This is a genomic window from Nocardioides ginsengisegetis (genome assembly GCF_014138045.1).
Taxonomy (GTDB): domain Bacteria; phylum Actinomycetota; class Actinomycetes; order Propionibacteriales; family Nocardioidaceae; genus Nocardioides; species Nocardioides ginsengisegetis.
This window is the reverse complement of sequence record NZ_JACGXA010000001.1, coordinates 1962724-1986007: the sequence shown is the minus strand read 5'-3', so window position 1 is coordinate 1986007 and position 23284 is coordinate 1962724. Positions and strand designations below refer to the sequence as shown.

27 protein-coding genes are annotated in these 23284 nt (G+C 70.3%); 19 read left to right on the top strand and 8 right to left on the bottom strand.

Annotation, left to right across the window (positions count from 1 at the left end; genetic code table 11):
- Nucleotides 1–26 precede the first annotated feature (26 nt).
- The 5 genes from FB382_RS09465 to FB382_RS09445 all read left to right on the top strand — a co-directional run bounded on the left by FB382_RS09465 (nucleotide 27) and on the right by FB382_RS09445 (nucleotide 6384).
- Entirely contained in the window at nucleotides 27–1676 is a 1650-nt protein-coding gene (locus FB382_RS09465; protein ID WP_182538653.1) for an AMP-binding protein, read from the top strand.
- Nucleotides 1676–2779 (top strand): NAD(P)H-dependent flavin oxidoreductase, encoded by a 1104-nt coding sequence (locus FB382_RS09460; protein WP_182538651.1) that lies wholly within the window; start codon nucleotides 1676–1678, stop codon nucleotides 2777–2779. Before FB382_RS09465 ends, FB382_RS09460 begins: the two co-directional genes overlap by 1 nt.
- A gap of 30 nt (nucleotides 2780–2809) precedes the next feature.
- Nucleotides 2810–4288, top strand: coding sequence for an LVIVD repeat-containing protein (locus tag FB382_RS09455; RefSeq protein ID WP_182538649.1), 1479 nt, complete (start codon nucleotides 2810–2812; stop codon nucleotides 4286–4288).
- 36 nt (nucleotides 4289–4324) lie between these two features.
- Nucleotides 4325–4888 (top strand): CG0192-related protein, encoded by a 564-nt coding sequence (locus FB382_RS09450; protein ID WP_182538647.1) that lies wholly within the window; start codon nucleotides 4325–4327, stop codon nucleotides 4886–4888.
- A gap of 362 nt (nucleotides 4889–5250) precedes the next feature.
- Entirely contained in the window at nucleotides 5251–6384 is a 1134-nt protein-coding gene (locus tag FB382_RS09445) for an HNH endonuclease signature motif containing protein (RefSeq protein WP_246377133.1), read from the top strand.
- A 25-nt stretch (nucleotides 6385–6409) separates the two neighbouring features.
- On the opposite strand, the gene FB382_RS09440 is transcribed toward FB382_RS09445, so the two are convergent.
- Nucleotides 6410–6895 (bottom strand): hypothetical protein, encoded by a 486-nt coding sequence (locus FB382_RS09440; protein ID WP_182538643.1) that lies wholly within the window; start codon nucleotides 6893–6895, stop codon nucleotides 6410–6412.
- A gap of 62 nt (nucleotides 6896–6957) precedes the next feature.
- Between FB382_RS09440 and FB382_RS09435 the strand changes: the two genes are divergently transcribed.
- Together FB382_RS09435 and FB382_RS09430 are read left to right on the top strand one after the other, a co-directional pair.
- Nucleotides 6958–7503 (top strand): hypothetical protein, encoded by a 546-nt coding sequence (locus FB382_RS09435; protein WP_182538642.1) that lies wholly within the window; start codon nucleotides 6958–6960, stop codon nucleotides 7501–7503.
- Nucleotides 7500–8204, top strand: a complete 705-nt coding sequence (locus FB382_RS09430; protein WP_182538641.1) for an alpha/beta fold hydrolase — start codon at nucleotides 7500–7502, stop codon at nucleotides 8202–8204. Before FB382_RS09435 ends, FB382_RS09430 begins: the two co-directional genes overlap by 4 nt.
- A gap of 6 nt (nucleotides 8205–8210) precedes the next feature.
- Here the strand turns inward: FB382_RS09430 and FB382_RS09425 are convergent, their stop codons facing one another.
- On the bottom strand, nucleotides 8211–9317 hold the full coding sequence (locus FB382_RS09425; protein ID WP_182538640.1) for an acyl-CoA dehydrogenase family protein: 1107 nt from the start codon (nucleotides 9315–9317) through the stop codon (nucleotides 8211–8213).
- A 3-nt stretch (nucleotides 9318–9320) separates the two neighbouring features.
- Nucleotides 9321–10508: an acyl-CoA dehydrogenase family protein gene (locus FB382_RS09420; RefSeq protein WP_182538639.1), complete on the bottom strand. Its 1188-nt coding sequence runs from the start codon at nucleotides 10506–10508 to the stop codon at nucleotides 9321–9323.
- A 46-nt stretch (nucleotides 10509–10554) separates the two neighbouring features.
- On the opposite strand from FB382_RS09420, the gene FB382_RS09415 reads away from it, so the two are divergent.
- The 4 genes from FB382_RS09415 to FB382_RS09400 all read left to right on the top strand — a co-directional run bounded on the left by FB382_RS09415 (nucleotide 10555) and on the right by FB382_RS09400 (nucleotide 15050).
- On the top strand, nucleotides 10555–11679 hold the full coding sequence (locus FB382_RS09415) for a 3-ketosteroid-9-alpha-monooxygenase, oxygenase component (RefSeq protein ID WP_182538638.1): 1125 nt from the start codon (nucleotides 10555–10557) through the stop codon (nucleotides 11677–11679).
- Nucleotides 11679–11981, top strand: a complete 303-nt coding sequence (locus FB382_RS09410) for a hypothetical protein (RefSeq protein WP_182538635.1) — start codon at nucleotides 11679–11681, stop codon at nucleotides 11979–11981. Before FB382_RS09415 ends, FB382_RS09410 begins: the two co-directional genes overlap by 1 nt.
- Before the next feature lie 7 nt (nucleotides 11982–11988).
- Nucleotides 11989–13065 (top strand): ferredoxin--NADP reductase, encoded by a 1077-nt coding sequence (locus tag FB382_RS09405; RefSeq protein WP_182538633.1) that lies wholly within the window; start codon nucleotides 11989–11991, stop codon nucleotides 13063–13065.
- A 104-nt stretch (nucleotides 13066–13169) separates the two neighbouring features.
- Nucleotides 13170–15050 (top strand): hypothetical protein, encoded by a 1881-nt coding sequence (locus tag FB382_RS09400; protein ID WP_182538631.1) that lies wholly within the window; start codon nucleotides 13170–13172, stop codon nucleotides 15048–15050.
- Nucleotides 15051–15062: 12 nt separating this feature from the next.
- Here FB382_RS09400 and FB382_RS09395 read toward each other — a convergent pair whose 3' ends face one another.
- Entirely contained in the window at nucleotides 15063–15251 is a 189-nt protein-coding gene (locus FB382_RS09395) for an MBL fold metallo-hydrolase (protein ID WP_343055541.1), read from the bottom strand.
- 15 nt (nucleotides 15252–15266) lie between these two features.
- On the opposite strand from FB382_RS09395, the gene FB382_RS09390 reads away from it, so the two are divergent.
- The 7 genes from FB382_RS09390 (at nucleotide 15267) to FB382_RS09360 (ending at nucleotide 21274) form a co-directional block, all read left to right on the top strand.
- Nucleotides 15267–16715 carry a recombinase family protein gene (locus tag FB382_RS09390; RefSeq protein WP_182538629.1) on the top strand — a complete coding sequence of 483 codons (1449 nt, stop codon included), beginning with the start codon at nucleotides 15267–15269 and terminating at the stop codon, nucleotides 16713–16715.
- A 351-nt stretch (nucleotides 16716–17066) separates the two neighbouring features.
- Nucleotides 17067–17423 carry a helix-turn-helix domain-containing protein gene (locus FB382_RS09385; RefSeq protein WP_182538627.1) on the top strand — a complete coding sequence of 119 codons (357 nt, stop codon included), beginning with the start codon at nucleotides 17067–17069 and terminating at the stop codon, nucleotides 17421–17423.
- Nucleotides 17420–18097: a hypothetical protein gene (locus tag FB382_RS09380; protein WP_182538625.1), complete on the top strand. Its 678-nt coding sequence runs from the start codon at nucleotides 17420–17422 to the stop codon at nucleotides 18095–18097. The genes FB382_RS09385 and FB382_RS09380 overlap by 4 nt, the downstream gene beginning before the upstream one ends.
- Nucleotides 18094–18813, top strand: a complete 720-nt coding sequence (locus FB382_RS09375) for a hypothetical protein (protein ID WP_182538623.1) — start codon at nucleotides 18094–18096, stop codon at nucleotides 18811–18813. The genes FB382_RS09380 and FB382_RS09375 overlap by 4 nt, the downstream gene beginning before the upstream one ends.
- Entirely contained in the window at nucleotides 18810–19004 is a 195-nt protein-coding gene (locus FB382_RS09370; protein ID WP_182538621.1) for a hypothetical protein, read from the top strand. Before FB382_RS09375 ends, FB382_RS09370 begins: the two co-directional genes overlap by 4 nt.
- 150 nt (nucleotides 19005–19154) lie before the next feature.
- Nucleotides 19155–19565 (top strand): hypothetical protein, encoded by a 411-nt coding sequence (locus FB382_RS09365; RefSeq protein WP_182538619.1) that lies wholly within the window; start codon nucleotides 19155–19157, stop codon nucleotides 19563–19565.
- A gap of 272 nt (nucleotides 19566–19837) precedes the next feature.
- Nucleotides 19838–21274, top strand: a complete 1437-nt coding sequence (locus tag FB382_RS09360) for a phage major capsid protein (RefSeq protein ID WP_182538617.1) — start codon at nucleotides 19838–19840, stop codon at nucleotides 21272–21274.
- Nucleotides 21275–21448: 174 nt separating this feature from the next.
- On the opposite strand, the gene FB382_RS09355 is transcribed toward FB382_RS09360, so the two are convergent.
- On the bottom strand, nucleotides 21449–21664 hold the full coding sequence (locus FB382_RS09355; RefSeq protein ID WP_182538615.1) for a hypothetical protein: 216 nt from the start codon (nucleotides 21662–21664) through the stop codon (nucleotides 21449–21451).
- Nucleotides 21665–21781: 117 nt separating this feature from the next.
- On the opposite strand from FB382_RS09355, the gene FB382_RS09350 reads away from it, so the two are divergent.
- Nucleotides 21782–22114 (top strand): hypothetical protein, encoded by a 333-nt coding sequence (locus FB382_RS09350; RefSeq protein WP_182538613.1) that lies wholly within the window; start codon nucleotides 21782–21784, stop codon nucleotides 22112–22114.
- A 2-nt stretch (nucleotides 22115–22116) separates the two neighbouring features.
- On the opposite strand, the gene FB382_RS09345 is transcribed toward FB382_RS09350, so the two are convergent.
- The 3 genes from FB382_RS09345 to FB382_RS09335 all read right to left on the bottom strand — a co-directional run bounded on the left by FB382_RS09345 (nucleotide 22117) and on the right by FB382_RS09335 (nucleotide 23252).
- Nucleotides 22117–22590, bottom strand: a complete 474-nt coding sequence (locus tag FB382_RS09345) for a hypothetical protein (RefSeq protein ID WP_182538611.1) — start codon at nucleotides 22588–22590, stop codon at nucleotides 22117–22119.
- Nucleotides 22583–23026 carry a hypothetical protein gene (locus tag FB382_RS09340; protein ID WP_182538608.1) on the bottom strand — a complete coding sequence of 148 codons (444 nt, stop codon included), beginning with the start codon at nucleotides 23024–23026 and terminating at the stop codon, nucleotides 22583–22585. Before FB382_RS09340 ends, FB382_RS09345 begins: the two co-directional genes overlap by 8 nt.
- A 70-nt stretch (nucleotides 23027–23096) precedes the next feature.
- On the bottom strand, nucleotides 23097–23252 hold the full coding sequence (locus FB382_RS09335) for a hypothetical protein (protein WP_182538606.1): 156 nt from the start codon (nucleotides 23250–23252) through the stop codon (nucleotides 23097–23099).
- Between the last annotated feature and the right edge of the window lie 32 nt (nucleotides 23253–23284).

Here is a 23284-nt window from a genome sequence, read left to right as displayed (position 1 = left end):
ACAAGAACGTGTTCTAGTCTCGCGGAGTGGCCCTGAACATTGCTGACCTCTTCGAGCACGCGGTCGACGCAGTCCCGGACAACCCCGCCCTCAAGGTGGGTGACCGGGTCGTCACCTTCGCCGAGCTGGAGGCCGACGCCAACCGGCTGGCCCACTACTTGAGCGGTCGCGGGATCGGGGTCGGCGACCACGTCGGCATCTACGCGAAGAACTCCATCGAGCACGTCGTCGCGCTCCTCGCCGTGGTCAAGATCCGCGCCGTCGCCATCAATGTGAACTACCGCTACGTCGAGGGCGAGCTCGACTACCTCTTCGACAACGCCGACGTCGTCGCCCTCGTCCACGAGCGCACCTACGCGCCGCTGGTCGCGGCCACGTTCCCCCGGCACGACCGGCTGCGCGTGGCGGTGGTGATCCCCGACGCGCTCGAGCCGCAGGACACGTCCGACGTGACGGCGTACGGCGGCGTGCTGTGGGAGGACGCGCTCGCCGGGCAGAGCCCGGACCGCGGCTTCGACGAGCGCAGCCCCGACGACCTCCACATCATCTACACCGGCGGCACCACCGGCTTCCCCAAGGGCGTCATGTGGCGGCACGAGGACTTCTGGCGCGTGCTGGGCGGTGGCATCGACTTCTACAGCGGAACGCCGCTTGAGGAGTACGACCAGAGCAAGCAGGCCAGCGACCCGCGGATGGTGACCTTCCCGCTGAGCCCGCTCATGCACGGCGGTGCCCAGGCCGGCCTGCTGATGCACCTCTTCGCCGGCCACCTCACGGTGCTCGAGCCGAAGTTCGACCCGGTCCGCACCTGGGAGATCATCGAGCGCGAGAAGGTCCAGCTGATCTTCATGACCGGCGACGCGATGGCCCGGCCGCTGATCGAGGCCTACGACGAACGCCTGGCCCGCACCGGCACGACGTACGACTGCTCGAGCCTCTTCGCCATCTCCAGCAGCGCGGCGATCTTCAGCCGTGCGGTGAAGGAGCGGTGGATGGCCGCCTTCCCCAACAGCATCTTCACCGACTCGATCGGCGCGTCCGAGACCGGCTTCCAGGGCATGGGGATGCAGGAGAAGGACAAGATCAGCAGCGATGGTCCGGTGGTCGCGCTCGGTCCGGCCAGCGTCGTCATCGGCGAGGACGGCCGGGTGCTCGACACCGCGACCGACGTCGGGCAGGTCGGCCGGCTGGGGCGCGGCGGGCACGTCCCGGTCGGCTACTACAAGGACCCCGTGAAGTCGGCGGCGACGTTCCTCGAGATCGATGGGCAGCGCTACTCCGTCCCGGGCGACTACGCCCGGATCGAGCCCGACGGGCGTGTCACCCTGCTCGGCCGGGGATCCAACTGCGTCAACACCGGCGGCGAGAAGGTCTATCCGGAGGAGGTCGAGATGGCGATCAAGGGTCATCCGGCCGTCTACGACGTGCTCGTCGTGGGAGTGCCCGACGAGAAGTACGGCCAGGCCGTCGCCGCCGTCGTGGAGCTGCGCGAAGGCGCCACCCTCGAGCTGGCCGAGCTGCGGGACTACCTGCGTCAGCACCTCTCCGGCTACAAGCTGCCCCGCGCGCTCACCCTGGTGGACCGGGTGCCGCGGAACGCGACCGGGAAGGCGCAGTACCCCGCCGCCAAGGAGATGGCGCTCGCCGCACTGACCCCGAGCGAGGTGACCGCCTGATGCGTACGCCGCTGTGCGACGAGTTCGGGATCGACTACCCGATCTTCGCCTTCACCCCGTCCGAGCACGTGGCCGCAGCGGTCTCCCGCGCCGGTGGCCTCGGGGTGCTCGGCTGCGTCCGGTTCAACGACCCCGACGAGCTCGAGAAGACGCTGACCTGGCTCGACGACAACACCGACGGCAAGCCCTACGGCGTCGACGTCGTGATGCCGATGAAGATCCCCACCGAGGGCACGTCGACCGACCTCGCGTCGTACATCCCCGAGGAGCACCGGAAGTTCGTCGACGAGACGCTGCTCAAGCTCGGCGTCCCGCCGCTTCCGGAGGGCGAGGGCCGCGAGGGCGTGCTGGGCTGGCTGCACTCCGTGGCGCGCTCGCACGTCGACATCGCGCTCGCCCACCGCCCGGTCCTGATCGCCAACGCACTCGGCTCGCCGCCGGTCGACGTGATCGAGAAGGCCCACGAGCACGGCGTGAAGGTGGCTGCCCTGGCCGGCGCCGCGAAGCACGCGCTGTCCCACGTCGCCAACGGCGTCGACATCATCGTCGCCCAGGGCTACGAGGCCGGCGGGCACACCGGCGAGATCGCCAGCATGGTGCTGACCCCCGACATCGTCGACGCGGTCGGGCCCGGCGTCCCCGTGCTCGGTGCCGGCGGCATCGGGTCGGGCCGGCAGGTCGCCGCGTCCCTCGCGCTCGGCGCCGCCGGCGTCTGGACGGGGTCGATCTGGCTCGGCACGGAGGAATACCGCAACCTCGCCTCCAACAAGGGCTGGGAGACGGCCTTCCTGCGCGCCACGTCGTCCGACACCGTCCGCACCCGCATCTACACCGGCAAGCCCGCTCGTCTGCTGAAGACGAAGTGGACCGAGGCCTGGGCGGAGGAGGGGGCGCCGACGCCGCTGCCGATGCCGCTGCAGAACCTGCTCGTCGCCGACGCGCACAACCGGATCAACGCCTCCGGCGACCCCGACGTGATCTCGATGCCGGTCGGCCAGATCGTGGGCCGCATGAACGAGGTGCGGCCCGTCGCCGACGTGATGGCCTCGCTGGTCGCGGAGTTCGAGGAGGCAGTCGCCCACCTCAACAAGGTCAACGGCTAACCTCCCCGCCCGCGCGTCGTTGGAGTCACCATGGTCATCCGCAGGTCTCGTCGTGCTTCCTCGCTCCGGCGCCTCGGCGTCGTGCTCACCGCCCTCGTCGCCGGGCTCCTCGGTCTGACGCTGTCGGGGGTGATGTCGGCGACCGGACAGTCGCTCCCGGCCCCGACGCCGCAGGCCGTGTGCGGTCCCGGCGCCCACCCCGAGACCGACATCCAGGGACGGGTGCCCCAGGCCGACTACGACAGTGGCCGGATCAAGCAGGACTACCGCTGCAACACCGAGAAGGTCGCCCACGAGGGGACGACCGGCGGCTTCAAGGTGATCCGGTATCGCGATGCCCAGGGGCACGTGTGCGCGTTCTACGACTCGACGCTGCTCTTTCCCAAGGACGCCCTCTTCAACGCCGGCACGGGCCTCGGCGTCGTCGTCCTCGACATGACCGACCCGACGCACCCGCGCCGGACCACGACGCTGCAGACACCCGCGATGGACACCCCGCACGAGTCGGTGCTGCTCAACAAGAAGCGCGGCATCCTCGGTGCGGTCTCGGGCAACCCGGCCACCGCGCCCGGCGTACTCGACCTCTACGACGTCAAGACCGACTGCCAGCACCCGGCCCTGCTCTCCTCGACGCCGAGCGCGATCCTGGGTCACGAGAGCGGCTTCGCGCCGGACGGCAAGACGTTCTACGCGTCCTCGACCGGTGGCCAGACGCTCGTCGCCATCGACATCACCGACCCGACCGCTCCGCAGCAGGTCTTCCAGCAGTTCGGCGTGAACTACCACGGCATGCGGGTCTCCGCCGACGGCAGGACGCTCTACGTCGCCAACATCGGCAACGACAGCACCGGCGCCCGCTTCGCCAACGGCGGCCTGCGCATCCTCGACGTCAGCGAGATCCAGGACCGGGTCGCCAACCCGCAGGTCCGGATCATCAAGGACCTCTCCTGGCCCGAGGTGTCGATCCCGCAGGTGCCCGAGCCGTTCACCCGCAACGGCCGCCAGTACCTCCTCGAGGTCGACGAGTACGCCAACTACAGCTTCACCTCGGCCGACCAGACGTCGGCGCCGGTCGGCGCGGCCCGGATCATCGACGTCACCGACCCGACCAAGGCCCACGTCGTCTCGGACCTGCGCCTCCAGGTCCACCAGCCCGCTGCGCGGAAGGGCCCGGAGAAGAACGACCCCGGCGCCAACATCCCCGTCCAGGGGTACGCCGGCCACTACTGCTCGGTCCCCACGCGCGACAACCCGCAGGTCGTCGCCTGCTCGATGATCCTGTCGGGCCTGCGGATCTTCGACATCAGTGACCTCCGCAACCCCGTCGAGGCCGGCTACTACAACAAGGTGCTCCCCTCGAACCGGCCCGAGAACCCCACCGCCTCCGGGGCCTTCGCGATGTCGCAGCCGGCGTGGGACGTCGCGCGCCGTTCCGTCTGGTACACCGACGGCAACTCCGGCTTCTACGTCGTGCGGCTCACCAACGGCGTCGGCAAGCTCCTGGACTAGGTCTTCGGCGCAACTGCCGTTTGCGAGGATGACGGCATGGCCCTCCTCCACGCGGCGACACTGAACCCGTCCAAGATCGAGCTGCTCTCCGCGTGGCTCCCCACCCAGCCCTGGGCGGGCGATGTCTCGGCGCTCGAGCAGGTCGGCGCCTACCGCTTCGACGATCCCCAGGGCGAGGTGGGCCTCGAGGCCTTCCTGCTCAGGACCGGTGACGGTCGTCTCCTGCACGTGCCGGTCACCTACCGCGGCGCACCCCTGGAGGGAGCCGACGGCGCCCTGGTCGGCACCACCGACCACTCCACGCTGGGCAAGCGGTGGGTGTACGACGGCACCGCCGACCCGGTCTGGCTGCTGGCGGCCGCCACTGCCGCACTCACCGGTGGGCACGAGGCGGAGCTCCTCATCGATCTCGGCAAGGGGCTGGAGCGCCGCGACCCGACCGTGCGGGTGCAGGGGAGCGGGTCCACCGACGTGCCTGTTCCCAGCCTCGATGACCTGTCGGTCTCCGTGGCGCGGGTCGTCGGTGAGCGGGTCGACGGCGCTGCCACGGTCAGTGCACGGTGGGAGGGCGGCGAAGCCGTGGTCATCGGAGTCGGCTGAAGGCCCGCCCGGCCTCGAGTGGGGGCCTGCACGCCGACGTTTGGCTGCGGGACCTCGCGCCTTCGGCGCGGATTTCTTGAGATTTCTGGGTCGCCGCAGGGTTCGCACGAGGTGCCTCCGGGCCCTGCTTCCTGGCTTTCGGTCGCCTGGCTCAACCGCTCGAACGAGGTTTCAAGATTCTTTCGATTCTTTACCTTTCTGGGGTCGAAATAGGGGCTCTGGCCTGCGGTTTTGTCGGTGGTCCCCGCTGGAATTGATCCATGACAGCGATGGTTCAGCAGGCTCCTCGACACCAGGTGTCGCGGGCCGTGGCCGCTGTCCACGCAAGCTTTGACGAGGTCTCCGATTCCTCGCTGTGGTCGATGTCGACGGAGGAAGCCGCCGCGACTTTGGCTGAGGCCACCCGGATGGTCGCGCGGGCCCAGGAGATCGAGCTGCGGGTCGCCGAGCACGCCAAGACCGTCGGCGTCGGCGAATCCGTCGGGGCCACCTCGACGACGAACTTCTGGGCGCATGCCACCCACCAGACCCGCACGGCTGCGCACGGGAAGATGCGCCTCGCGGTCGCGCTGGCCGCCCGGCCGGCGTTGCGTACGGCGGTGGCGGCCGGTCGCGTGCTTGTGGAGCAGGCGCGGGTGATCGTCGAGGCGGTGGAGGTCCTCCCGGCCGAACATCGCGACGAGGCGGAGGCGATGTTGATCAAGTTCGCCGCCGAGCACGACGCGCAGGAGTTGAAGAGGTTGGGTCGGCGGATCCTGGAGTTCCTGGACCCCGAGGCCGCGGAGGCGCACGAGGCCAAGCAGCTCGAGGACGAGGAGCGCGCTGCCGCGTTGTCGACCAAGCTGACCATGACCGATGACGGCCACGGCAAGGTCCACGGCCGGTTCACGCTGCCCTCGGCGCAGGCCGCGATGTTGAAGAAGGCACTGCTCGCGTTCGCCGCTCCCAAGCATCGCGCCGCGGTCGACGGCTGCGTGGGTGAGCGGCGACCGTCGGCGGAGCGGATGGGTCAGGCGTTCGTCGAGCTGATCGAGCGCTACCCGGTCAAGCGTCTCCCCAAGGCCGGCGGCGTCAACGCCACCGTCGTGGTGACGATGGACATCTCCACGCTGATGGGCGGCTTGAAGGCCGCGTCGCTGGACACCGGGGAGCGGATCACCGCAGGCCAGGCCCGGAGGCTGGCCTGTGAGGCGGGGATCATCCCGGCCGTCCTGGGTGGGAAGTCCCAGGTGCTCGACCTGGGCCGGAAGCGCCGGTTCCACAGCGAGTCGCAGCGGATCGCGATGGCGATCGAGCAGGGCGGCTGCAACGCGGAGGGATGTGACTGGCCGCCGGGGCTGTGTCACGGGCACCACCCGATCCCGTGGAGCCAGGACGGGGAGACCAACAAGGACGGCATGCTGCTCTGCCCCCACCACCACGCCCGGGCCCACGACCCGAAGTTCACGATGACCAAACAGACCGGCGGGAAGGTCGCCTTCAACCGCAGGACATAGGCCGGCACCCAGCTCGGTCAGGCACTCACGGGGTGACCGACCCCGTGTAGATCTCGTGCGCCGGAGCGTGGGGATCGGCGTCGTACGTGATGTCGAACGTCCCGGTGCCGTGCAGGCCCGCGTAGGCGCCGGTGCCGCTGACGACGGTCCAGTCGCCGCCGTGGGGCGGGACGGGCGTGAAGACCATCCGCACGGTGCCGTCCGAGCAGGTGATGTTCCGCTCCACGAGGCCGAGGTCCTTCACGTCGGCATGGCGGCTGGCGTGGGAGTCGCGGATGGTGCCGCCGGTGCAGAAGGGCGAGCTGCCGAGGGTGGAACCGTCGAGCACGTCGCCCGTCGCGATGGGCTCAGCGCCTGCTGTGGGAGCGATGTCGATGCTCGTCCGGATCACCAGGGTCTGCCCGGCCGGCTGACCGGAGGTCGTCGGGTCGGGCTCCGCCCCGCCGTCACCCACGCATGCGCTCAGGGGGAGCAGACCTGCGACGCAGAAGACGACGACGAAGGTGTGCATGGCGCCTCGAGCTGCACGAGTGGCTGGTGCCCCAGTGTCCGCCTTGGCGCTAGGTTTCCGCCATGCCAACTCTCGAGTCGGCGACGCCCCGCACTGTGCAGCGGCAGGTCGTCGTTGGTCTGGTGCTCGCCGCCATCGTGGTCGCTCTCGGCTTCGGGGTGCGGTGGTGGACCCACCCGTCGGTGTTCGGGGACGGGGGATTCGACTTCCGCGCCCTGCCGCAGCCGGTGGCGCACTCAGCGAGGGACCTGCAGGTCACGTTCAGCGCTGACGAGGAGCCGGTGACGCTTGCAGGGGTGGAGCCGGTCTGGGCGGACAACACGGCGCGCGCGACCGTGGCGTTCTCGGTGTGCCGAGGGGACAGCCACCGGCTGGCGATCGGCGCGCCCGCGGGGGATGCGGAAATCGTGTGCGACCCGCTCCGTCCGGTGGTCGAGGGGACCAGGATCGACCCACGCCAGGAGTACGTGGTCGCGACCATCACGCCCACTGCAGCAGGAGTGGCGCGCCTGGTCGGTGTCCGGCTGACCTACGCCACCGGGGCGAGGCACCTGTTCCAGCGGGGCACCGAGGTCATGCACCTCGACGCCACGGTGGTGGCCCGATGAGCGCCACGTTCGTCCTCGTCCACGGCGCCTGGCACGGCGCGTGGTGCTGGGACCGGCTGGTGCCTGAGCTGCAAGGCCGCGGACACGCGGCCGTCGCCATGGACCTCCCGGTCGACGACGGCGGCGCGACCTTCGAGGACTACGCGGCCGCCGTGCTGGACGCCTACCCCGCGGACCTGGCCGACGTCGTCCTGGTGGGGCACTCGCTGGGGGCGATGGTGCTGCCGCTCGTCGAGGCCGCGCGTCCGCCCGCCCTGTCGGTGTCCCTGTGCGGGGTGATCCCGAACCTCGGCGCGGCACCGTGGGACGACGCGCCGCCGATGGCCCGTGAGGGCGCCTTCGCCACGGAACAGCGTCCCGACGGGGCCACGGTGTTCCCCACGCTGGAGAGTGCGGTCACCTCGTTCTACGCCGACTGCACCGACGACGACGCCGCCTGGGCGTTCGCCCGGCTGCGTCCGCAGAACTCCTCGAGCCTGTGGGACCGCGCCTATCCCGTCGCTGTGCTCCCCGACGTACGACGTGCCGCCGTCGTCGGCATCGACGACGCAGCGGTCACCCTCGAGTTCAGCCGGGCCGTGACGCGGGACCGGCTGGGCGTCGACCCCATCGAGATCCCGGGTGACCACTCGCCGTTCCTCGCGCGGCCGGCGGAGCTGGCGGACGTGCTCGACCGGCTCGCCGGCGAGGCCCTGGGCTGACCAGGCTCAGGCGGGCTCCGCGGCGAGCGCCCGACCGACGGTGAGCGCCTGCTCGGTGCTGCCGCCGTGCAGGAACTCGAAGCGCTTGGCGCTCGTGAAGTAGCGGTGCGCCTCGCCGTCGAGGTCGATGCCGACGCCGCCGTGGACGTGGACGGTGGTGTGCGCCAGGCGGTGGCCGGCGTCGGCCGCCCACATTTTCGCGATCGCCACCTCGGAGTCGGCGGGGAGACCCTCCTCGAGTCGCCACGCGGCCTGCCAGAGGGTGAGCCGCTGCGCGAGCACGTCGATGTAGCCGTCGGCGAGCCGTTGCGACACGGCCTGGAAGGTGCCGATGGGGCGGCCGAACTGCTCGCGCGTCTTCGCGTACGCCGCGGTGAGCTGCAACGCCCCCTCGGTGATGCCGAGCTGCTCGGCGCTCGCGGCCACCAGCAGCAGCTGGCGGAGCCGGTGTGCGGCGCCGTCACCGGGCAGTCGCCGGTCCTCGGCCATGGCCACGCCGGAGAGGTCGAGCCGCGCCACGGTGTCGCCGTCGGACGTGCGCTGCGGCACGACGATCACGCCGGGGTCCGCGGGCGTGACGAGGAAGACCGCGACCCCGTCGCCGGTGTCGGCAGGCACCAGGAAGAGGTCGGCCGACGTCCCGGCCGGGACGATCGCCTTGCTGCCGGTCAGCAGCCAGCCCTCACCGTCGCGCGACGCGACCGTCGACGGCCGCTCGGGCGCGAAGGCCCGCTCCTCGGCCACGGCCGCCGTGAGCACCGTGGCGCCGGTCGCAGCGCCCGGGAGCCAGGCCGCCTGCTGCGCCGGCGAGCCGCACTCCGCGACCAGCAGGGACGCGGGGCCGTGCGCGGCCAGCGGCACCGGCGCGACGCGGCGACCCACCTCGACCAGCACGCGGAACAGCGCGACCAGCCCGAGCCCGGAGCCGTCGTACTCCTCGGGGAGCGCGAGCGACAGCAGCCCGGCGTTGCCGAGCTCGGCCCACAGCTCGCGGTCGAAGCGGTCGCCCGCCTGCTCGACCGCCTTCATCCGCTCGTTCGTGGCGCGATCCGTGAGGATGCGGGCGGCCAGTGTCGCCGCCTCGTCCTGCTCGGGGGTGAACGTGAAGTCCATGACCTACCTCTTCGCTGCGGGCAGCCCGAGCCCGACGTAGCCGATGATGTCCCGCTGGATCTCGTTGGTGCCGCCGCCGAAGGTCATCACGAGCGCGGAGCGGTGGTAGCGCTCCAGCCGCCCGGCCAGGACGGCGCCCTCCGAGTCACCGGTGATGCCGGCGTTGGGCCCGACGACCTCCATCAGCGACCGGTAGACCTCGGTCGCCAGCTCGGACCCGTAGATCTTGGTCGCCGAGGCCTCGGCAGGGGAGAGCGGCACCTGGGCGTCGGCGTCGGCCGCGAGCTTCCAGTTGATGAGCGAGAGGGCCTCGGTGCGGGCGTGCGCGCGACCGAGCGCGATCTGCACCCACTCGGCGTCGATCACCCGCTCGCCGGTCGGGCCCTTGGTCTCCTGCGCCCAGCGCCGGACCAGGTCGATCGAGTGCGCGAGCGGCGCGGACGACGTGAGCGCCACCCGCTCGTGGTTGAGTTGGTTGGTCATCAGCGACCAGCCGCCGTTGAGCTCGCCGACGAGGTTGTCGGCCGGCACCCGCACGTCCTCGTAGTACGTCGCACTCGTGCCGACCCCGGCCACGGTGTGGACCGGCGTGTAGGAGACGCCGGGGGAGTCCGCCGGGACCAGGATCATCGACAGCCCCTTGTGTCGCGGCAGGTCGGGGTCGGTCCGGCAGGCCAGCCAGATCCAGTCGGCGTACTGGATGAGCGAGGTCCACATCTTCTGGCCGTTGATCACCCACTCGTCGCCCTCCCGGCTCGCGCGCGTCCGGAGCGAGGCGAGGTCGGTGCCGGAGCCCGGCTCGGAGTAGCCGATCGAGAAGTGCAGGTCGCCCGCGAGGATCCGGGGGAGGAAGTACTCCTTCTGGGCGTCGGTGCCGTAGCGCATGATCGTCGGCCCGACCGTGTTGAGCGTCAGGTAGGGGATCGGCACGCCGGCGACCGCCGCCGCGTCGGTGAAGATCAGCTGCTCGACCATCGAGCGGGCCTGCCCGCCGTACTCCTCCGGCCAGCCGATGCCGAGCCACCCGTCGGTGCCGAGCTGGCGGATGACCTCCTTGTAGACCCCTGCTTCCCCGAACTCGCCGGTCGCGGAGGCCAGGCCCGCCCGTCGCTCGGGCGTGACGAGCGCGGCGAAGTACTCCCGCAGCTCCTCGCGGAGTCGCAGGTGTTCGGGGGAGAGGGCGATGTGCATGTCCGCCAGACTAGAACGTGTTCTCGTTCTGGTCCATAATGGCCGCATGAGCGAAACCCGACAGCTCGACCACGGCACGCCCCCTGAGCGCTTCGCCCGGGGCTGGCACTGCCTGGGGCTTGCCGAGACCTTCCGCGACGGCAAGCCGCACGGCATCGACGCCTTCGGCGGCAAGGTCGTCGTCTGGCAGGACAGCGCGGGCGAGATCAACGTGCTCGACGGCTACTGCCGGCACATGGGTGGCGACCTCACCCAGGGCTCGGTGAAGGGCGACGAGGTCGCGTGCCCCTTCCACGACTGGCGCTGGGGCGGCGACGGCCGCTGCAAGAAGATCCCCTACGCCAAGCGCGTCCCGCTGCGGGCCCGCACCCAGAAGTACCCCGTCGCGATCCGCAACGGCCAGGTGCTGATCTGGCACGACGCCGAGGGCTCCGAGCCGGACCTCGACATCCTGCCGCCGGAGCTGCCCGGCGTCGGCACGTCGACCTACACCGACTGGACCTGGGAGGTCGTCCCGATCACCGACTCCCACTGCCGCGAGCTCATCGACAACGTCGTCGACATGGCGCACTTCTACTACGTGCACTTCTCGTTCCCGACGAGCTTCCGCAACGTCTTCGAGGGCACGCAGGCGACGCAGTACATGGAGTCCAAGGGGCGCCCCGACGTCAGCGGCGGGTACGGCGACGCCGACCTCTTCCTCAAGTCGGAGGCGACCTACTACGGCCCGGCGTACATGGTCAACTGGCTCGATGTCGACTACAAGGGATTCCAGACCGAGGTCATCCTCATCAACTGCCACATCCCGACCGGGCCCGACTCCTTCACCCTGCAGTACGGCATCACCGTCAAGAAGCCCGAGGGGATCGACGACGACACGGCGCAGTACATCTCGAGGAAGTACGCCGAGATGTTCGGCGGCGGCTTCCTCCAGGACGTGGCGATCTGGAAGAACAAGGTCCCGGTCCAGAACCCGCTCCTCTGCGAGGAGGACGGCCCCGTCTACCAGCTGCGCCGCTGGTACGAACAGTTCTACGTCGACCGCGCCGACGTCGTGCCGGAGATGACCGAGCGCTTCGAGTTCGAGGTCGACACGACCCGCGCCAACGAGTACTGGCAGGCCGAGGTCGCCGAGAACCTCGCCCAGCGGGCCGCCGAGACCCCGGCCTGATGGCCTCCTTCGTCCCGACCAGCGAGGAGACGCTGGAGGACCAGCGGCTCTACACCCGTGCCCGGCTGGTCGAGGTCGCCTGCCTGGACTGCCTCGCCACGGTCGGCGTCAAGAAGAACTCCGAGCACCACACCTCCATCCAGTGGACGGACCGGGCGCTGGGGGACTGCCAGGAGTTCGCAAGGATGTCCGCCGAGCCCGGCGGGCGCCCGGTGTACGCCGCCTGCCCACGGCTGGCCGCGAGCATCGAGGCCGCCGTGCGCGACGGGGCCGTCCCCATCGGGGCCGAGGACGGGTACTGAGGTCGGCATGGACACCGAGTCGTTCGAGCTGAAGGTCGTCGACGTCGTCGAGGAGACCGACGACGCCCAGTCGATCACCTTCGAGGTGCCCGAGGACGTCGCCGCGCACTTCGCCTACAAGCCGGGGCAGTTCCTCACCGTCGCCGTGCCCAGCGACCTGACCGGCGTCGCCGCGCGCTGCTACTCGCTGTCCAGCAGCCCCCGCGCCGACGGGCCCGAGGCGACGCTGACCATCACCGTGAAGCGCACCCGCGACGGCTATGCGTCCAACTGGATCTGCGACAACGTCCGCGCGGGCAGCACGCTGCGGGTGCTGGCGCCGAGCGGGATCTTCACCCCGGCCTCGCTGGACGACGACCTGCTGCTCTTCGCCGGCGGCTCGGGCATCACCCCGGTCATCTCCATCACGCGTACGGCGCTCGCGCGCGGGACGGGCCGGATCGTGCTGTTCTACGCCAACCGCGACGAGCGGTCGGTCATCTTCTCCGAGGACCTCCAGCAGCTCTCCGCCGATCACCCGGACCGGCTCGTGGTCGTGCACTGGCTGGAGTCGGTGCAGGGGCTGCCGAGCCAGGAGCAGCTGCGGGCGTTCATCGCGCCGTACACCTCGTGGAACGCCTTCGTCTGCGGGCCGGCGCCGTTCATGAAGCTGACCGTCGCGGCCCTGCGCGAGCTGGAGTTCCCGCGCGAGCGGCGGCACCAGGAGAAGTTCGTCTCTCTGGGAGGCAACCCGTTCGGCGACCTGCACGAGCTCGACGACGTCGAGGTCTACGACGACGACGAGCCCGAGGTGGCCGGACCCCAGGGGCCGGTGAAGCTCGAGGTGGAGCTCGACGGCGAGGAGCACGTCTTCGACGACTGGCAGCCCGGCACCAAGCTGCTCGAGCACCTCGAGGCCAAGGGCGTGAAGGCGCCCTACTCGTGCCGCGAGGGGGAGTGCAGCGCCTGTGCCGTCCGACTGCTCGAGGGCGAGGTGCGGATGCTGCACAACGACGTCCTCGACGAGGAGGACCTGGCCGAGGGGATCCGGCTCGGGTGCCAGTCGGTGCCTGTCACCGACACCGTGAAGGTCACCTATCACTAGGCCCCAGCACCGGGCGCCAAGCGGGCGCTTGAGAACTACAGTGCTGTAGTTGTCGCCCTCGGGTTGTCTGGGGCGCATGTGACTGGTGTGATCATTGGGTGCTGATGCGTCTCATGGGGAGCGCGCTGGCGGCCGGACTGGCTGTCGGCGTCCTCGTCGCCCCCGCGGAAGTCCCGTCCGCACCGCCCATCGGCAGGGACCTGCGGCTCGCCGCGGCGGCGCCGGCCTCGCCGACGTACACGACCTTCACGCTGAACATCAGGCACGACCTGGGCAAGCGCAAGGCCCGCCAGGACATGCGCAAGGCGCTGACCACGCTCGGTGACGCCGGCGGCTTCCAGGAGATGTCCGACCTCGTCGACCGCCAGACGCTGATGCGGCTCTGCAAGGACCTCGACTGGGGCTGGTACATGCCCAAGGACGAGGGTCAGGAGATCCCGATCGTCTGGGACCGGTCGCGCTTCCGGATCATCGACGGGCACACGGTCAAGGTGCATGGCCCCGAGGAGGGGGTCACGCCGAGCCGCTACATCAACGTGGTGCGACTGCGGGAGCAGGCGACGGGCAAGGTGTTCGGCTTCATCAACACGCACACGATCGCGCAGGCGTCGTACGACGCGCAGGCCACCGACATGCACCGCATCCCGCGGCTGCGCAAGCACTTCCGGATGCTGCGGCGCGAGATCCTCGCGCTGTTCGCCAGCACCGAGCACGTCTTCGTCAGCGGCGACCTGAACGTCAACTACCTCGCCGACCGCAAGCGCCGGGTGAAGGGGCTGCCGACCGACGAGCTCGGCGACCTGGTCTCCTTCGACATGCCGCTGCAGGGCTCGCGCGGCCCGACCTCGCTGCTGGACTACGGCATGACCGTCAAGGACGGCAGCGGCCTGGAGCTGGCGCACTCGCGGATCGTGCACGGCTGGAACTCCGACCACGACGCCGTCCAGCTGACCTACCGTCCGGTCGACCTGTTCCGGACCGGGCCACTCTTCAACCGGCCGGTCTCCTCGATCGCCGACCGGCACCGGGTCCTCAACCGCGTCGCCCGCGCGATCGACGACGCGGAGCCGGGCGGACTGGTCCGCGTGATCAGCTCCCGGATCGACGACGACGCGGTCACCACCGCCCTGGTTCGCGCGGCGGCCGAGGGCGTCGACGTGCGGGTCGTGCTCGGCGACGGCACGGCGACCGGCGCGGAGAAGCGCCTCGAGGCGGCGCTGGGCACCGACCGGAAGGCGGGCTCGTGGTTCCACCGCTGCTCGGGCACCTGCCTGGGCGGCGCTGGCAAGCAGCAGGCCAACGTCGTGCTCGTCAGTCGCGCCGGCGGCACCACCGACCTCACCCTGGTCGGCTCCGGCCCACTGGTGCGGAACGAGGCGGGTCGCTGGACCGACGCGTTCCGGGTTTCGACGTCGTCGGTGTACGACGGCTACGCCCGGCTGTTCACGCGGTACGCCGCGGACGGCACCGACACGTCACCGCGACGCGTGCTTGCGTGGGGCGCCTTCAAGGCGCAGCTCTACCCCGTGCCGTCCGGGCGCCGGCACGACCCGGTGCTCAAGGCGCTCGCGCCGGTGGGGTGCCGCAACGCCCGCGGTCTGCGCACCGACGACGGCCGGACCAACGTGCGGATCGCCGTACAGGCGTGGTCGGGCGAGCGCGGGCGGCTGATCGCCGAGCGCCTCGGCGTCCTCCAGGACCGCGGCTGCGACGTGGCCGCCGTCCTGGGGCCCAAGGTCCTCGGCGGCATCCGCAGGCAGCTCGCCCGGGCGCACATCCCGACCCGGGATGCGGCCACCGGGCAGAACCTGCTCGTGGTGGACGGCCGCTACGGCAAGCTCGCCGGCGGGCACGTCGCCTGGACGGGTGCGCCCGGGTGGACCGACCAGTCGCTGGTGAGCGACGGCATCACCCTCGCGGTGCCGTACAAGGAGACGGTCCGCGGCTACCTCGACGGCTTCACCCGGGCCTGGCGCAACGGCTGAGGACGCCGGGCCTCACCAGCCGCGGGCCCGCCACTCCGCGAGGTGCGGACGCTCCGCGCCCAGCGTCGAGTCGCCACCGTGGCCCGGGTAGAACCACGTCTCGTCGGGAAGCCGCTGGAAGACCTTCGTCTCCACCTCGTCGATCAGCTGGATGAACGCCGCCTCGTCCCCGAACGTGTTGCCGACCCCGCCGGGGAACACGGTAGATTCCTAAAGGTGAACACCTCACCAGCACCGAGTCCGCGGGTCGTGCTGTACGCCCGCATCAGCGAAGACGTCACGGGCGAGGGCGTCGGGGTACGCCGCCAGCTCGACGCCTGCCGGGACCTCGCCATCGCGCGTGGCTGGATTGTGGTGGCCGAGGCCACCGACAACGACGTGTCGGCCCTCCGTGGCAAGCATCGCCCTGGTTACGCCCAGGTGCTAGACCTCGTTCGGGCCGGCGAGGTGGAGTTCGTGGTCGTGTGGCAGACGTCGAGACTGCTTCGGAACCGTCGCGAGCGGGCGGAAGCGATCGAGCTGCTCGGCCGACAGCGGGTCGGGATCATCACCGTGAAGGGCCAGGACCTCGACCTCTCCAACGCCTACGGCCGCGGCATGGCCGGGATGCTCGGGGAATTCGACACGATGGAGTCCGAGGTGAAGTCCGAGCGGGTTGCCGCCGCGGCGGCGGACCGTGCCCGCAACGGCCGGCCCAACGGCGCCCTCGGGTACGGGTGGCGCAAGGACGGGACGGGTAGCGCGGCGGTGTACGTCGAGGAACCCGAGCAGGGGGAGGTCGTGCGCGGGATCGTGCGCCGACTCCTCGGCGGCGAGTCCCTCCACGGCATCACGGACGACCTCAACGCCCGCGGGGTGCCGGCACCCAACTCGGCCCGATGGGGCAAGACGTCCGTGCGGAAGGTGGCGACCCGACCGGCGAACGCCGGACTTCGCGTGCACCATGCGGGGCGTGCGACGGAGACGACCTATCCCGGGACGTGGCCGGCCCTCGTGACCGTCGAGGAGCTGGAGCGCGTCCGCGCTCTGCTGGCGGCCCCAGAACGCCGGACCAACGGGATCACGCGTCCTGGTGCCCGCAAGCACCTACTGACGTGGGGGATCGGCGTCTGTGGCGTCTGCGGCGGCAATCTGCGGGTCGGGGTGAAGGGGAACGCCCGCCACGGCACCAAGAAATCCCTCTACCTGTGCGCGGAGAAGGGATGCGTCGGTCGTGACGAGGCGAGCGTCGACACCCTCGTTCGGGGTGTCGTGATGGAACGGCTATCCCGAGACGACGCCCTCGACTGGCTACTCGGCGACGACGACGAGGCGCGCCGGATCGGGGAGCGGGCCCGCGAGCTCCGCACGCGCCTCGACGACGCGGCCGACCAGTACGCGGACGGCGTGATCGACTCCCGCCAACTCGAACGGATTACCGCCCGACTCCGGCCGGAGATCGAGCGCGCCGAGCACGACCACGCCCGAGCGAACCGATCCCTCGACCTCGACACCCTTCGTGCCCTTGCCGGGCCGCAGGCGGGGGAGCGATGGGACCAGATGGCGCTGGCGGCGCGCCGCGCCGTCCTGGAGACGCTGGGTCTCGTGGTGCACGTGGACCGGGTCGCGAGGCGTGGCCCCGGGTTCGACCCGGAGTCGGTTCGGATCGCCTGGCGGCAGGGCTAAGTCTCTGTTGCTTCGGTTGCCGGGCACATGGGGCCGACGTACGTTCTTAGTGGCGGTCTAACCGTCGTTGACCTGGAGGCGTCGCCCAGAAAGTGGCGGCGAGCGGGGTGGTTGCCCGCGGTCATCTGATCCGATCACGACCCGACCTTGGTACGGCGACCGGGCACATCCCGACCAGATGGCCTTCGCGTGGTGATTCAACCGCGAAGGCATCCGAATGCCCACTCCTATCCCCGATGACCGTATGGCGGCCCACGTTCGCCGGATCGTCGACGAGGCCCCGCCCCTGACCGCCGAGCAGCGCGAGCGGCTCCGGGCGATCCTCCGCCCGACGTCCCCAGGCGCCCGGCGATGACCGACCGCAGCCCGCACCCGGTCCGACGTCGCGCGCCGACCGCCCACGTTCGGTACGCCCAGGCCGTCGCCGCCAGCACCCTGAGCCCATGGGCGCGCCTCGTGGCCCTCGTCATCGCGGACCTCGCACAGGCCGCCGACCCCGTCGACGGTGCGCTGGTGGTCGAGGTGTCCGCCGACGAGCTGGCACGACAAACCGGGATGGCCCGGTCCACCGCACTCAAGGCCCGTAACGAGCTCCGCGACGCCGGCTACCTCCGCTGGCAAGCGCCGGCCGCCGAACGGTGGCAAGGCCGGAGCTGCATCTACCTGTGCACCATGCCCACCGCGGTCGATGGGGAGACGTCGTCGTGACCTGGACCCGCCTCTCCGATAACTCGATGGACCGGCCCGAGTTCCTCGCGTTATCGCGGAGCGCGCGCCTCCTCCACATCGAGGCACTGGTCTACTGCAACCGCCACCTCACCGACGGACTGATCCCAGCCGCCGCCCTGCCCCGGATCACCGACGCGAACAACGTCCCGGCGCTGGTCGACGAGCTACAGGGCGCCGGGCTGTGGGTGTGGGACGAGAGCCGTACCGCCTACCTCCTCGACTGGAGTGACCAGGAGGCGGCCGAGAACGTGCGCAAGCGCAAGGCGGACAACCGCCAACGCCAGGAGCTCTATCGCCGGCGCCAGGAGAACCATCGGGACGACAAGCACGACCTCTGCGTGCCCCGTTACTGCCCCATTCGCCGCCGGCACGACCTCGACGACCACACCGGGTGTTCCGCCGCATGGTGCCGTAACGCCGTTACTTCCACTGTTACGGACCGCGTTGGTAACGACCCCCCGTCCCGTCCCGACCCGTCCCGTCCCGTAGGGACAGGGACAGGGGAAAGGACGGGAGGCGCTGTCGCGCGCTCCGCTAACGCGGCGCGCGACACGCACCCGACCTGGAGTGGAAAGGGACTGCCGCCGGGCCTCGCGATCGACGACCTGATCGGCGAGGCCACCGGCGCCTACGACGACGAGGAGACCACGTGATGAAGAGGAAGTGCCCGAGCCCCTACGCCATTGGCGTGCGCATCGACGACTGGCACGACGACGGGCACGCGAGCATCGAGCTGGCGCCCCAGCTCAGCCAGCTCTACGACGTGGAGTGGGCGAAGGCGAGGCAGGAGTACGGCCGTCTCCAGGGCGTGCCGCCGACAGAGGCGAGGGTCCCCGACGGCGTGCGGGACGCGATCGAGCGGGAGTGCAGGGCGTGGCCGTACACGATGGCCGAGACGGTCGACGCCTTCCGCTGGGTGGCCGGCGTCACCGGCCGCGTCGGACTCTGGCTCACCAACGACGTGGCAGCCCGGGGCCGGGACCACTGCCCGCGGGATCAGGGCTGCTCCGTATCCGCAGGCAGCACCAAGTACCCGGACATGTCCTCGTTCCTCAATCCGGCCGACATCGACCTGGGTGGCGAGGCGGGCCCCGTGGTTTACCTCCACGTCCCGTGGGAGGAGCGCCGCGTGTGGGTCGACCGTGCGAAGGCCCTCATCCGCCGCGTCGTCGAGGCCGAGCAGTGGCGACCCAGTGCCGGGGACGAGCGTGCGTGGGCCGGCGACACAACGTGCGCCCCGACCCTCGCCGCCCCCGTCACCAGCATCCCCAGCACCGACACACCGAAGGAGCACCACGTGACACCTACCTACAAGCAGCACCCGGAACGCCGTGACGCACCCGCCCCGGCCACGGAGGTGGCGGAATGAGCCGCGAGGACGAGCCCCAGATCGACAAGGCCCGCTCCTGCAACCTCGACGGCGGTCGGGCCGCGGTCGTCGTGATCTACGCCGACGGCGAGGAATGGCTCTGGCTCCTCGATGACCCGGCCGGTGACACCGGCTGTGCCTGCTCGCGGTGCGCGCCGCACGAGCAACTCGCGACCGCCGTGGAGGCGTAGGGGGAACGGGCGCGGCGGCCCCGCTGGCGCACAAAAACCCGCCCCAGGGCGACGCCGGGCCGGGTGGCGGGTAAGGGGGTCGCCCGCCTCCCGGCCTAGGCCCCCAGAACCACGAAGACCGAAACCAACCACCAACGAAGGAGAAGCGCCATGACCAACCACGACGACCCCACCGACAGCACCGACGACGACGAACTGCAACCCGCCGTGGAGCACGTGGTGCCGAACGTTCCGGAGGACGTCCGTCGGCACGAGTGGCTGGTGTGGGCCGGCATCGTCAGCGAGCTTCTGGCACGCGACGGGCTGTCCACACGCGGCCTCGACCATGTGCGCCGCGAGCTCCGGCCCGGCGGCCGGTGGGCCCTGCCCCGACACCTCGACGACGCCGACGGCGTGATCCTCGGTGTGCCGACGGGGATGGGCGAGCAGGCCGCTGAGCTGCTCGACGCCGTGACGCGGCGGCTGATGCAGCACCGTCCGGGGCTGGCGTCGTACTACGCAAACGACCTCGCGCCGGTCGTGCCGGACGACGCCTCGGGCCTCGACGGCATGCCGACCTGACGACACGCAGGCGCCGCGCCTCGGAGAAGTCCCGAGGCGCGGCGTAACGTCGGTCTCAGGCAAACGCCGTCCGCCACAGCAACCGGGGCCCGCAAGGGTCAAGCAGGCGATTCTGGCTGGACACCCTTTGCCGCGGATCGCACGACCCGACCGGCCCACGCCAGCCGCGCCTCGCATGAGGGACCGACGGCCAACCCTGGGCCACGACGACGGGCCATCTCCCTCGCGATGCGCTGCCCTCATTCCTTCGTACCCGTTAGAGGTGCATCCCCATGTCTTCTCCCCAGCTCGACGCGCTGAATGCGCGACGTGCCAACCTCCAGGCCGAGATCGACGCCCGGATCGACGAGCCGGTCCCGGCCAACCGCGCCGCGGCCGCACGTGCGAATGCCGAGATCCAGGAGCTCGTCGACGAGGTCAAGAGTCTCGACGCCCGCATCCAGACCACCGAGACCCAGGAACGTCGACGTGACGCCGACGCCGCCGCCCGTTCCCGGCTCGGCCAGGACACCGACGACCAGGGCCGCGCCCCGGCCCGACGTGGCTTCGGCCGCGGCGCCGACACCGTCTACGGGCGGACGAGCGGTGAATCGTACTTCCGCGACCTGGTCGCCGTCAGCCTCAACGGCGGCGCCATGCAGCACGACGCGATCCGGCGTCTCAACGAGCACGCGCAGATGGTCGAGCGGGCCTCCGGCGACCTGCCGAAGGAGTTCCGGGCCACGCCGTTGCGGATGGCCGCTGGGTCGCTCGAGCAGCGGGTGAACCCCAACCGGACCGACGGCCAGGGCGGCAACTTCGTCCCGCCGCTGTGGCTGATCGACGAGTACGTGTCGCTGCTTCGCAACGGCCGCGCGACGGCCGACCTGTGCAGCGTGCGGGAACTGCCGCCGGGCACCGACTCCATCAACCTGCCGAAGGTCGCGACCGGCACCACGACCGCGATCCAGACGGCGGACGCCGCAGCCGTCAGCTCGACGGACATGACCGACGCCAACGTGTCGGGCCCGGTCCGCACGATCGCCGGCCAGCAGGACTTCGCCCTCCAGCTCCTCGACCAGTCCCCGATCAACTTCGACGAGGTCCTGTTCCGCGACCTTCTCGCGGACTACAACGCCCAGCTCGACACCCAGGTGCTGTCCGGCACGGGCGCGTCGGGCCAGGTCGGCGGGCTCCTGCCGATGTCGGGAACCAACGCCGTGACCTACACCGATGCGACCCCCACGCTCGGCGAGTTGCTGGTGCCGATCGCCCAGGGGATGTCCCAGGCGATCAAGAACGGGAAGCGGCCGCCGACGGCGATCGTCATGCACCCGAGCATCTGGAACTGGGCCCTGACCCAGCTCGACACCACGGGCCGGCCGTTGGTCGACCTCAACTCCAACGGCCTGAGCTCGATCGCGGTCCTCAACGAGAACGCCCTGTCCGGTGTCGTCGGGTCGATGGGTGGTGTGCCGATCGTGGTGGACGCCAACCTGCCCACCAACCTCGGCGCCGGCACGAACGAGTCGCGGATCATCGTCGGCGCGTACCCCGAGGCCTACCTGTACGAGGGTGCGGTGCGGACCCGGGTGCTCCAGGAGGTCCTGAGCGGCACGCTCCAGGTTCGCGTCCAGCTCTTCAACTATCTCGCCTTCATCGGCAACCGCCGGCCGTCCGCGTTCTCCGTCGTGTCGGGCACGGGCCTGATCATGCCGACAGGCTTCTAGCCGACTGCCCCCAATCGGTCGGGGCGTCAACCACACCGCCGGCGGTTCGTACTTGGCGCCGCGCGGAACGGATGGTGTGTGGAGTGGAATCTCCTTTCGACCACGACGAAGCCACCAGCGCCCCGACCCGATCGGCAGGACCGTCCCGTCGCGGGGACGGTCCTGCCCCCGGCGTCAGTGAAGGGCAGCGGCGTACGGCGCGTGCTGCTTCACGATCCGGAACGCCTCGGGCTCGCGGTCCTCGGACACGTCGGAGATGTCGATGATGGCGGTCCCGGTGTCGCCGGATCGTGGGCTGCCGGTGGTGGCATCGAAGCCCGCGGCACGGAGCGCGGCCTTGGTTGCGGGCAGCGCGTTGGGCTGCTTCAGATCGAACGAGATGGTCTTCACCCCGACACCGTAGGCACCCGAACCCCGGGGGGAGGGTCAATCCGGTGACGACACCGATGACGACCCCGCAGTCGCCCTTTCACACCCACGGCATTTTCCACATGAAGGGAGCCACAGATGGCGGCCAAGAAGCCGAACGCCCCACACCTCGCCGTCGTGGCGTCTGCCGGCGCCAGGCGCCGCTATCGGGCCCGTGCGGGTGCTGTCACCGCCGCGGCCAACAGCGGCGATCAGCGCGCGGTTCTCGTGGCGATCCGGACCCGTCTCGCGCGTGAGGTCGACTCACCGCACACCGCGGCACGCGACCTCGCGGCGCTCACCATTCGACTACTCGCCGTCAACGCCGAGATCCGCGAGCTCGACGCTGCGGCGAAGGCGGCCGGTGCGGATAGCACCTCAAGCGGCACCGGTGGGACGCCGGACGAGGCCTTCGGCCCCTCCGACCTCTGACCTCAACTCAGCGGCGGGGGCGAGAACGGCAAACCGGCCTCGCGGACGATCGCTGAGAATGCGGTGCCAGCCCGTTTGGCCCGCTTGGTTGCGTCCGCGACCTGTGTCCGAAGGTCGTCATCGGACATACGACGCGGCTTGCCCTTCTTGAAGTTGACGTAACCCGCGCCCAACGAGTCGAACCCAGCAAAAATGAAGACCGAATGCGCGACCTGGACTCTGACTCGGTTGATGAACCGCAAGTCGTCCAGGAACTCGGAGTAGACGACCGTGGGTTCGGGGAGTTCGGTGACGATTTCCCCGAGCAGCTTGACCTTCTCCTCGACGGGAATTCGGTCCGCCGCATAGTGCAAGAACCACCCGAACGCGCGCTCGTCCTTTGCGATGGACGCCGCAATGATCCATGTCGTGAGGTTCTCGAGCGCCGCGGCCCTTGAAAGGATGGATTCGGGCCGTGGCCCGCGTCGATTAGCCACCGTGGGACCCGGCCAACACGTCCGCGAGATGCCCATCGAGGATCTCTTGGGCGCGAGCCACCTCGACTGCGTCCCAACATTCCGAGGAGTTGACGACGACGCGCGCCGCGAGGCGGATGTTCTCGGCGACCTGCATGGCCAGGTCCCGCTGAGCCGAGTCCCAGGCCCGTCCCGCCGAGTCGTCGAAGGCGTTTGCGTACCACCACGAGTCCGGCCCGTCGCTGCCGTACTTGGTAGGCGAAGGTCGAAGTCCGTCCGCGCCGGCCGCAGTCGTCAGCTCGTCGACCTTGACCTGGAGCGCACGGAGGTCGGCCCGGGGATGAAGGCAACGGTCCGAGACAGGCCCACGTGATTGAGAAGGCGCTTCGGTGGCACACCCGCTCGCGGTCAGCGACGATGCCAGCGCGATTCCAAGTGCGATCCCCCGGAGGCTCATGGGACCCGATTGTGAGGCAACCATCCGCTTTTGGCGCGAGAAATTGTCACAACCGGATTGTGCGCGCTCCCTAAAGGCTGCTGACGGCTTCCTGGGCGGCCCGCAACACCAAGCCGGCCGCGATCAGCGCGTCAGCGATGTCTAGGTTGGTCGACTCGTCGTTGAGCTGCACGCACCCGAAAACGTCGCGAACCATCTCGATCGTTTCGGCGTGAGACATATCCATGCATTCGATAAGACGACCGGGGGGGCCCCGGT